The sequence below is a fragment of the Alterinioella sp. genome (assembly GCF_058343375.1).
In genome coordinates this window covers 1-5523 of the sequence record NZ_JBTUJH010000025.1, presented here as the reverse complement: position 1 = coordinate 5523, position 5523 = coordinate 1, and the positions used below count along the sequence as shown (strand labels likewise).

At 60.8% G+C, this 5523-nt stretch carries 6 protein-coding genes and 2 pseudogenes; 4 read left to right on the top strand and 4 right to left on the bottom strand.

Features of this window, described 5'->3' with window-relative positions:
• A pseudogene (locus ACW8PS_RS04900) lies at window positions 1-274 on the top strand (tRNA epoxyqueuosine(34) reductase QueG); the annotation flags it as partial.
• The gene (locus ACW8PS_RS04895; RefSeq protein WP_491526179.1) at window positions 271-1149 is read left to right on the top strand and encodes an SDR family oxidoreductase; all 879 of its coding nucleotides are present in this window, start codon (window positions 271-273) and stop codon (window positions 1147-1149) included. The pseudogene ACW8PS_RS04900 and the gene ACW8PS_RS04895, both read left to right, overlap by 4 nt.
• Here the strand turns inward: ACW8PS_RS04895 and dalA are convergent.
• A complete protein-coding gene (dalA, locus tag ACW8PS_RS04890; protein ID WP_491526178.1) occupies window positions 1143-1670 on the bottom strand; it encodes a divisome-associated lipoprotein DalA in 528 nt (175 codons plus the stop codon). The two genes, ACW8PS_RS04895 and dalA, sit on opposite strands and share 7 nt — an antisense overlap.
• Window positions 1671-2028: 358 nt before the next feature.
• On the opposite strand from dalA, the gene ACW8PS_RS04885 reads away from it, so the two are divergent.
• Window positions 2029-2214 (top strand): hypothetical protein, encoded by a 186-nt coding sequence (locus tag ACW8PS_RS04885; RefSeq protein ID WP_491526177.1) that lies wholly within the window; start codon window positions 2029-2031, stop codon window positions 2212-2214.
• Window positions 2215-2402: 188 nt separating this feature from the next.
• On the opposite strand, the gene rlmN is transcribed toward ACW8PS_RS04885, so the two are convergent.
• Both rlmN and ACW8PS_RS04875 read right to left on the bottom strand, forming a co-directional pair.
• Window positions 2403-3587, bottom strand: coding sequence for a dual-specificity RNA methyltransferase RlmN (gene rlmN / locus ACW8PS_RS04880; RefSeq protein ID WP_491526176.1), 1185 nt, complete (start codon window positions 3585-3587; stop codon window positions 2403-2405).
• A 75-nt stretch (window positions 3588-3662) separates the two neighbouring features.
• Complete coding sequence (locus ACW8PS_RS04875) at window positions 3663-4154, bottom strand: invasion associated locus B family protein (protein WP_491526180.1); 492 nt, start codon at window positions 4152-4154, stop codon at window positions 3663-3665.
• A gap of 220 nt (window positions 4155-4374) precedes the next feature.
• Between ACW8PS_RS04875 and ACW8PS_RS04870 the strand changes: the two genes are divergently transcribed.
• On the top strand, window positions 4375-5385 hold the full coding sequence (locus ACW8PS_RS04870) for an asparaginase (RefSeq protein ID WP_491526175.1): 1011 nt from the start codon (window positions 4375-4377) through the stop codon (window positions 5383-5385).
• A gap of 28 nt (window positions 5386-5413) precedes the next feature.
• Here the strand turns inward: ACW8PS_RS04870 and ACW8PS_RS04865 are convergent.
• Window positions 5414-5523, bottom strand: a pseudogene (locus tag ACW8PS_RS04865) (IS5/IS1182 family transposase); the annotation flags it as partial.

The following is a 5523-nucleotide window of genomic DNA, read 5'->3' as shown; positions in this document are numbered from 1 at the left end:
CGTTGCGGCGCGTGAGATCCGCTATGCGGCGCGGCCTGAGTTGCAAAGCCCGAAACTGGCGGAGCTGGCCAGGTTGGACGATGCTGCCTTTCGCGCCATGTTCTCGGGCAATCCGGTCAAGCGCATCGGGCGCAACCGGTTTATCCGAAATGTGCTTTATGCGATTGGCAATAGCGCCGACCCTGCGTTGATCGGCGCGGCGCAGGCGCTGCTGGAGGACCCGGATGAAACTGTGGCGGACGCGGCACGATGGGCGGTGGAAAGGTTGCAATGAAACTGGTGATTTTCGGAATGGGCTATAGCGCGAATGCGCTGGTGCAGGCGATGCAGCCCCTACGGCCCGGCAGCGTGATCGGCACCACCCGCTCAGAGCACAAGGCCAAGGCTCTGGGTGATATCGCGGTGTCCAGCCGCATCTTCCCCGGCAGCGATCTGCGCCCCGATCTGGAACAGGCCACGCATGTTTTGATCACCGCAGGCCCCGAGGATGGTCAGGACCCGGTGCTGAAACATCTGCGCCCGATGATGCAGGCTCTGGCCCGCCGGTTCACCTGGGTCGGATACCTGTCCACTACCGGGGTTTACGGCCATCACGGCGGCGATTGGGTCGATGAAACCGCGCCGCTGAACCCGGTCACCAAACGCGGGCAGGCGCGGGTGGTGACCGAGGGCGAATGGCAGGCGATGGCCCGTGATCATGGGCTGCCGCTGCATATCTTTCGCCTGCCCGGCATCTATGGTCCCGGTCGCGGGCCTTTCACCAAGGTCAGAAACGGCACCGCGCGCCGGATCATCAAGCCGGGGCAGGTGTTTTCGCGCATCCATGTCGATGATATCGCGCAGACCCTGCTGGCCTCGATGGCCGCGCCCAATCCCGGTGCCATCTATAATGTCTGCGATGATGACCCGGCCCCGCCCGAGGATGTGATCGCCTATGCGGCCCGCATCCTGAACCTGCCCCTGCCCCCTGCCATGCCCTTTGATCAGGCCGATCTGACCCCGATGGCGCGCAGTTTCTATGCCGAAAGCAAGAAGGTCAGCAATGCCCGGATCAAGGCAGAGCTTGGCGTGAAACTGAAATACCCGACCTATCGCGCCGGGCTGGATGCAGCCCTGGCCGCCGAACGCGCAGATGGCCGCGATTACTGACCGCTGACACCGGTGCCGGTGACCATGGTCCACCAGATCTTGCCATTGGGTTCCTGAAAATAGGCAATACCCAGATCGCGGGCGGCGGGATCGGTGATCACTTCGCGGGTGTCGGCCAGTTCCATCCAGGCGGCGACGGTCTCCAGCTCTGACTCGTAGGTTTCCGAGATGTTTTCGCCCAGAACACTGCCGGAATACCCGGCCCGCGCGGCGCGCTCGATCGGTGATGATCCGTCCGACCCGAAATGCCAGGGCCGGTTTTGCACCGACATGTCGCGTGAATGGGTGGCCGCCGCCGCATTCAGCGCCGCGTTGAGCTGCAGATCGGGGGCACCCGCGGCCCGGCGCAGGGCGTTCACACTGTCCAGCACGCGAAACTGAATATCACCGATATCATCGGGGTTGATTCGGTAAATCGCGGGCAAAGGGCGCCCATCCGACCCCAGACGCGGCTGCGATACCGTGGAACAGGCCGCCAAAACTGCCATGGCACCGGTCGCCAGAAAAGAACGTCGAAACATGTCGGATACTGCCTGATAGCTGGAGCGTTTCGTTAAACCCTTACAGCCCGACCCGCGCCCGATCAAACATATCCGGCACAGATCTGCCAATTCTGATACATGGCTCGTCGGGCCTAGGGTGTTCAGTGACGGCATCAACCTGTAGAATGCCGATAATGCCAATTTGTTCGACATGACGGGCAACGGCACTCAAGTGTTGCTTTTTTGACGACAAACGGGTGATCTCGCGTGATCGGGGCCGTTCCCGGCATTGCAATCCTAGGATATTGCTGATTAAAACATGTCACGAGGTACAGTCTTGGGTGCCCCACTATGCGTAATACCGCGCGAATTTCAGGGGCGTATCTTGGAGGATACTATGAAAAAACTCGCACTTGCAGCCGCTCTTTCCGTCGCCGCCACCTCCGCATTTGCGGGTGGCTACGCGGTTGAGCCCGTTCTGGAACCCGTTGTCATCGTGGAAGAAACAGGTTCCTCCGCTGGCGGCATCTTGGTTCCGCTCTTGGCCCTGATCCTGATCGCAGCCGCTATCTCAGCCAACTGATCAACGTTCTGGTTATTGAATAGGAAAAGGCGGCCCTCTCGGGGGCCGCCTTTTTCATGTTCCGACACCAGATTCATTCGCCGCTATAACACTTCTCAGAAAACCTGACTCACCTGACGCTGCCTGAAATCCAAGATTTCAACGCGGTCCAAGCGATGCGCCCTGTCCCGGCTATTGCGAGAAGTGCTTTATTCGGGCAACCCCGCCTCTGACGCAATCTGCGCCCGGCTTTTGCGGGCCCGTTCGGTGGCCGATTTGAGCTGCCCGCAGGCGGCCATGATATCTTCACCGCGCGGGGTGCGGATCGGGCTGGCATACCCGGCCTTGTAGATAATATCGGCAAAGCGTTCGATCCGCTCCCAATCCGACCGCACATAGGGCGCGCCGGGCCATTCGTTGAACGGGATCAGGTTTATCTTGGCCGGAATGCCCTTGATCAGTTTGACCAACCGCCGCGCATCGTCGTCGGAATCGTTCACGCCCTTCAGCATCACATATTCAAAGGTAATGCGTTCCGAATTGGACGCTTTCGGATAAGCCCTGAGCGCGTCCAGCAGATCAGCCAATGGCCAGCGTTTGTTGATCGGAACCAGCTTGTCGCGCACCTCATCGGTGGTGGCGTGGAATGAGATTGCCAGCATGCAGCCGATCTCATCTGCCGTGCGCGCAATCTCGGGCACCACGCCCGATGTGCTGAGCGTGATCCGGCGGCGGCTCAGGCTGATCCCTTCATTATCCATCGCGATCTTCATCGCATCGCGGACATTCTCGAAATTATACAGCGGCTCGCCCATGCCCATCAGAACAACATTGCTGAGCAGTCTGGTTTCATTCTTTGGGGCCCGGCCCAGTTCCGGCCATTCGCCCAGATCATCACGCGCCACCATGATCTGGCCGACAATCTCGCCCGCCGTCAGGTTGCGGACCAGTTTCTGCGTGCCGGTATGGCAGAACGAACAGGTCAGCGTGCAGCCCACCTGGCTGGAAACGCAGAGCGTGCCGCGGTCAGCCTCGGGAATATAGACCACCTCAACCTCGTGCCCGCCAGCGATCCGCACCAGATATTTCCGCGTGCCATCCGCAGAAACCGTGCGGGTGACCACCTCTGGCACTGCAATGACAAACCGTTCGGCCAGGTCGGCACGATAGCCCTTTGCAAGGTTCGTCATCACCGAAAAATCGCGCACACCCTTTTCATAGATCCACTGCCAGATCTGCCGCGTCCGCATTTTCGCCTGGCTCTCCGGGGTGCCGGCGGCAATCAGCGCCGCGCGCAATCCTTCGCGCGTCAGCCCCACGATATTGATGGGGCCGTCGGGCAATTTGCGCGGAATGGTCAGGACATCCTGCGTGATCGGGGCGCTGGCGGGCATGAATTGCCTCCTTGAAGGGATGCGGACACATATAGGCATCCGCATCGCAAGGCAAACCCTGTCTAAAGGCGGGTATCAGGCACCGCAGCGGGCCTCGGCATCTTCCACCGCGGCGGTAAAGCCAAGCAGCGAAAAGGTATCAACCGTCTGCGTGCCCCGGCGCGACCGTGCGGTCAGAACCGCCTCGGCACCGCGTTTCATGGCCGTGATGATCCGCTGATCATCCTGTTCCGACGCCGCCCAGGCCATTTCACCCTGCGAGAACAGCTCATAGGTTGAACCGCCGATCTCAAGCGAAACGGTCGATCCATCCGCGAACGGATAGCCACCGGTAAACGAGACCTCGCCCATCCGGTTTTCCGATGGCCAATAGCTGACGAACAGCAAGATATCGGACCGCCGCACCGCGACAACGCGACCCTCGCGGGTGTTCACCGTCTCGCTTGGGGCCGAGACCACCCAGCATTGCGTCGGGTCATCCTCGACGAACACGCTCCAATCCGTCTCTGCATTGACGCGATTCGACGATTCGCCGCTTTCCTGCGCAAATAGCGGCGTCGATAGCATCAGTGCAATAACCGATCCCGCAACAAGTTTCTTCATAGTGATCCAGCCTCCAGCCGTCTCTGCCTCTGCCTCTGGTTGAAACCCATGCCCGTTCATCAGGTCTTGCGCTTGGGCCTCGTCCAATCCTTAACTGCGGTGCAGAGATTTACCTGAAAATCCTCATTTGGAAAAGCCCCGGTAGCGGAAAATCGCCGGATATTCCCGGCAGGAGAGGTCGAATATGGGACAGGCGCAGCCTTTGGTCGAAATCTGGCGCGGGTGCTTTTGCGAAAGCCTGCATCGCGGGCATGCAATTATCTGGGATTCGGGCGGCGATGTCGTGGCCGAATGGGGCGACCCGCAGGCGGTGATCCTGCCGCGATCGGCCTGCAAGATGATCCAGGCGCTGCCCCTGATCGAAAGCGGCGCGGCTGACGCCTTTGGCCTTGGCGACGCCCAACTGGCGCTGTCCTGTGCCTCGCATCAGGGGGCCGCGATCCATACTGATATGGTCACCGAATGGTTGACCGCGTTGCAGCTGGTTCCGGAAACCGCCCTGCGCTGCGGCCCGCAAGAGCCAAATGATCGTGCGGCGCGCGATGGTTTGATTCGCGCCCATGAGCCCCCCTGCCAGATCCATAACAACTGTTCCGGCAAACATTCGGGGTTCCTGACCCTTGCCAGACATCTGGGTGCCGGGCCGGAATATATCGACCTGGATCATCCGGTGCAAAAGGCGGCTCTTGCCGCCTTTGAGGATGTCACGGGTGAAACCAGCCCAGGGTCCGCCATTGACGGCTGTTCGGCCCCCAACCATGCCAGCAGCATCACCGGGCTGGCCCGCGCCATGGCCGCCTTTGCCGCCGCCACCGAATCGGGCGATACCCGCGACAGGGCGATGGCCCGCCTGACCCGTGCCATGGCCGCCCATCCGCATCTTGTGGCCGGCGAGGGCCGGGCCTGCACCGAATTGATGCGCGCGATGGAAGGCCGGGTTGCGGTAAAGACCGGGGCCGAGGGTGTGTATATTGCCATCCTGCCCGAAAGCCGGATGGGCGTGGCCGTGAAGATCGAAGATGGCGGTGCCCGCGCGGCCGAGGCCACCATTTCCCAGATCCTGATCGGCCTCGGCGTGCTGGACCCGAACCACCCTGTTGCGCGGCAATATACGCATGGTCCGATCCGCAACCGCCGCGATGTTGAAACCGGGTATCTGCAGCCGGTGCAGAGCCTTGCTGATTGGCGGCTTTAGAGTCCGATTCAAAATGATCTGATACTTTTCAATCTCTTGCGAGTAGCCTTGTCATGCGCTTGATATGGGCGATGAGGACCCAAGCCTCGGCACTCGCAATGGTTTTCTCCCAGTCCTTTGCCAATCGGCGGCATTTTC